Raw genomic sequence first — 4,181 nt, forward strand, 5'->3', positions numbered from 1 at the left:
GCGGGAACAGGGGTGCGGCCACCGGCGTTCACCATGATATCTTCATTGGAAAATACTTCTTTGGAAGCTAACTAGGGGAGCGGGCCATGCAGTTCGGAATCTTCTCGGTGAGCGACGTGACCACCGACCCCACCACCGGGCGTACGCCGACCGAGGCCGAGCGGATCAAGGCGATGGTCACCATCGCGCTCAAGGCCGAGGAGGTCGGTCTGGACGTCTTCGCCACCGGCGAGCACCACAACCCGCCGTTCGTCGCCTCCTCACCGACCACGATGCTCGGCTACGTCGCGGCGCGGACCGAGAAGCTCATCCTGTCCACGTCCACCACGCTCATCACCACCAACGACCCGGTCAAGATCGCCGAGGACTTCGCCATGCTCCAGCACCTGGCGGACGGCCGGGTGGACCTGATGATGGGCCGCGGCAACACGGGGCCGGTCTACCCCTGGTTCGGGCAGGACATCCGCCAGGGCATCCCGCTGGCCCTGGAGAACTACAACCTCCTGCACCGGCTCTGGCGCGAGGACGTGGTGAACTGGGAGGGCAAGTTCCGCACCCCGTTGCAGGGCTTCACCTCCACCCCGCGTCCCCTGGACGACGTGCCGCCCTTCGTCTGGCACGGCTCCATCCGCAGCCCGGAGATCGCCGAACAGGCCGCCTACTACGGTGACGGCTTCTTCCACAACAACATCTTCTGGCCCGCCACGCACACCAAGAAGCTCATCTCGCTCTACCGCCGCCGCTTCGAACACTACGGCCACGGCAGGGCCGAGGAGGCCATCGTCGGTCTGGGCGGACAGGTGTTCATGCGCAAGAACTCCCAGGACGCGGTGAAGGAGTTCCGCCCCTACTTCGACAACGCGCCGGTCTACGGCGGCGGCCCCTCCCTGGAGGAGTTCACCCGCGAGACCCCGCTGACCGTCGGCAGCCCGCAGGAGGTCATCGACCGCACGCTGTCCTTCCGCGACTCCTTCGGCCACTACCAGCGCCAGCTCTTCCTCATGGACCACGCGGGCCTGCCGCTCAAGACGGTCCTGGAGCAGTTGGACCTGCTGGGCGAGGAGGTCGTGCCGGTGCTGCGCAAGGAGTTCGCCGCGGGGCGGCCCGCGCACGTGCCCGACGCGCCCACCCACGCCTCCCTGCTGGCCGCGAAGCGGGACGGGGACGCCGCGTCCGAGCAGAGCGCGGGGTAGGAGGCACCGCGCCCGGGGCCCGGGCCGTGGAACGCGGAGGCGTCCCACGGCCCGGGCCTTTCTCACGCCCGCGTCTCCCGGTCGTTCGGGTACCGACGGGAGTCCGGTGGCGCCGGACACGCCTCGGGGGGCACCGCGCGCGGTGCCCCCCGAGGGTGACGGACGGAGTCGGCTCGGAGGCTAACCGACCGGCTCCTCGACCCGCGGCGCGCGATCCTCGTCCGAGGACCGCGCCGGGGTGATGATGCCCTGTTCGACGGCCATGTCCCGCAGCAGAGGGTGCGTGGTCCACAGCGACGGCAGCATGATCAGGCCCACCGGCACCGCGGTCACCACGATGAACGACTGCAACGCCTGGATCCCGCCGTCACCCACCAGGAGCAGCGCGACGGCGGCCAGCCCCATCCCCACGCACCAGAACGCGCGGACCAGACCGGAGGGTTCGCCCTCGTGCATGCTGGAGACCGAGATGGCGTAGGACATCGAGTCCAGCGTGGACGCCAGGAAGATCAGGGCCACCATCACCGTCAGCACGCCCAGCACCGCGCTCATCGGCAGCGACTCCAGGATGGCCAGCGCCGCGGCGGGAAGCCCGTCCTCGGCGTAGGGCCCGGTGATCGCCCCGGGGTCCCGCTTCTCCAACCAGATGCCGGTACCGCCCAGCGCGGTGAACCAGACCGTGGTCACCACCGTGGGCAGCACCGTCGCGCCGACGTAGATGTCGCGCACGGTCCGCCCCCGGGAGATGCGGGCGAAGAAGATCGCCATCATGGGACCGAAGCCCAGGAACCAGCCGAAGAAGAACAGGGTCCAGTACCCCAGCCACTGGTCGTCGCCCGTGTACAGGGCCATGGGCAGGAACTCCTGCGCGTGCACGATGCTCGCCCGCAAGTAGAGGTCCGCGACGAAGGGCAGCGACGCCATGCCGACGACGGCCGCGATGAGCAGCAGCGCCACCCAGACGTTGGCCCGGCTCAGCAGCTGGATGCCCTTGTGGATCCCGCTCAGCACCGACACCGCTGCCACCACGGTCAGGCCCAGGATGATCGTCGCCTGGACGGCGTAGGTGTCGGGCAGCCCGAACAGCTCACTGGAGATGTAGGAGATCTGGAGGCCGAGGAAGCCGATGGGGCCCACGGTCCCGGCGACCACGGCCAGCACGCAGCTGATGTCGGCGACCGTGCCGATCCAGTGCGTGCGCACGCGCTCGCCCATGATCGGCCACAGCAGGGTGCGCGGGCGCAGCGGCATGCCCTTCTCGACCCCGCGCATCATGATCAGGGTGGCCAGCGAACCGCCGACCGCCCAGCCGATGAAGCCCCAGTGGACGAAGCTCTGCGCCATCGCGATCGCCGCGTTCCCGGACCCGCCGGCCTGGTCGGCGTACTGCGGCGGCGTGGAGGCGTAGTGGGCGATGGGTTCGGCCGCCGCCCAGAACACCCCTCCGGCGGCCAGGAGGGTCGTGGTGATCATCGCGACCCAGCTGAACCGGCCGAACTCGGGGGCGGCGGAGCCGCCCATGCGGACCCGGCCGTAGCGGGAGAAGGCCAGGATGGTGATGACGACGAAGGTGGCCAGCATCAAAAGCTGCCAGTAGGCGCCGAACCAGCGCGCGGACCAGGTGAAGGCCGTGTCCACGAGGGCCCCCACCTTCGCGGGGGCGGCCAGGGACGCGAGAACGAAGACGATCATGAAGACGCCGGTCACGCCCATGACCCAGGGGTCGGTACGTCTGCCTCGCGCGGACGCGCGTGAGCGCAGAGTGGAGAACATGAGGTAGAGGATTGCCCCTCGTGTGGAAGCACCGGCTGGGACGTGCCGCGGCCAGTATCTGAAGATCCATGCGCTGTGCGCGCGTGGCGGCCGCCGGGAACGATCGCCCGGTCTCACGGCCAGCGCAGCAGGCGTGGCATGGAGGAGGCGGGGCGTACGGAAGTTGCCTCGCCGGGATCGCCAACGAACGAGAACGGGCGGGGACGGGGAAATGTTCCGGTCCCGCGGTGGTTGACGCGATGACGACGCCCCACCCTACCTCAGGCCGGGACGCGTACCCGTGTGAGCGTGACCACTGTGGGGCCGACGCGGTCGCGGTGGCGTGTGGGTCCGGCACGGCGGCCGGGGCCCCGCTGGGAGCGCTTCAGCGCGGTTCAAGCCCGTTGTGGGAGGTTCTCGTCTCCCAAGGATCTCCCATCCCCGGTTGGGAGGCGGGGATCTTCCACCCTCACCGAGCCGGGCGCCTTCTACTCCGTGAAGGTCCCCGGTCATCCGGACAGGGCGGCCGGGAGACGATCTCCTTCTTGGTTACGGATAGTGACGAACATGGCCGTCCCGCTGTGCGGACGTCACCACGGCGGTGTCCTGCCCGTGCAGGCGTTGAGCTGTGACCGTCCCGGCCTGGATCGGGGCGGAGGCCCGGTCGCCGTCGTGGACCTCTGCTCTGGTAGCGGTCGCCCACGTGAGCCTGCACGTTCTCACGTCCCCTGGGCCGCGCCGACCGTGACTTTCGTGGGCACCGCTCTGCTTGCGGCTCTCCTGTCACGACCGGCCTGCTCGGCTCCTTGCCCTTGACAGGAGAAAGAAGGCGAGGTGGCTCCTGGAAACAGACGACAACACAGAAGAGCACACCACCGACCGATTCATCAGGGGGACGACCAAAGCCGTCGTCTGCGGTGTCGCGATCATCGCCGCGATCGTGTCCTACAGGCACGCCTATGCAGTGGTGACCGCATACGGCGAGAGCGGGATCACCGCGATCATGATCCCCTTGACCATCGACGGTTTGGTGTACGCCGCATCGATGGTGATCCTGCATTCCGCTCGTGTGGGAATCAAAACTCCCTGGCTGGCCTGGCTCTTGCTGTGGGCGAGGATCACCGCCACCCTGGCAGTAAACGTCGCCCATGGGTGGAAGAACGGATTGGTTGGCTCCATCGTCGCAGCCTGGCCAGCCGTGGCTCTTACTGAGTTTTTCGTTAGTTGTGTGGGTAC

General features: G+C 68.5%; 3 protein-coding genes. 2 read left to right on the forward strand and 1 reads right to left on the reverse strand.

What is annotated here, in order from left to right:
- Positions 1–86 precede the first annotated feature (86 nt).
- Positions 87–1,193, forward strand: coding sequence for an LLM class flavin-dependent oxidoreductase (locus D455_RS0109960; protein WP_017570582.1), 1,107 nt, complete (start codon positions 87–89; stop codon positions 1,191–1,193).
- A gap of 180 nt (positions 1,194–1,373) precedes the next feature.
- Here D455_RS0109960 and D455_RS0109965 read toward each other — a convergent pair whose 3' ends face one another.
- The gene (locus tag D455_RS0109965; RefSeq protein ID WP_026122482.1) at positions 1,374–2,966 is read right to left on the reverse strand and encodes a BCCT family transporter; all 1,593 of its coding nucleotides are present in this window, start codon (positions 2,964–2,966) and stop codon (positions 1,374–1,376) included.
- A 919-nt stretch (positions 2,967–3,885) separates the two neighbouring features.
- Between D455_RS0109965 and D455_RS32790 the strand changes: the two genes are divergently transcribed.
- Positions 3,886–4,181, forward strand: a 296-nt coding sequence (locus D455_RS32790) for a DUF2637 domain-containing protein (RefSeq protein WP_241480223.1), incomplete at its 3' end; no start/stop codon positions are given.

Source organism: Nocardiopsis halotolerans DSM 44410 (assembly GCF_000341065.1).
In the GTDB taxonomy this organism is placed as follows: domain Bacteria; phylum Actinomycetota; class Actinomycetes; order Streptosporangiales; family Streptosporangiaceae; genus Nocardiopsis; species Nocardiopsis halotolerans.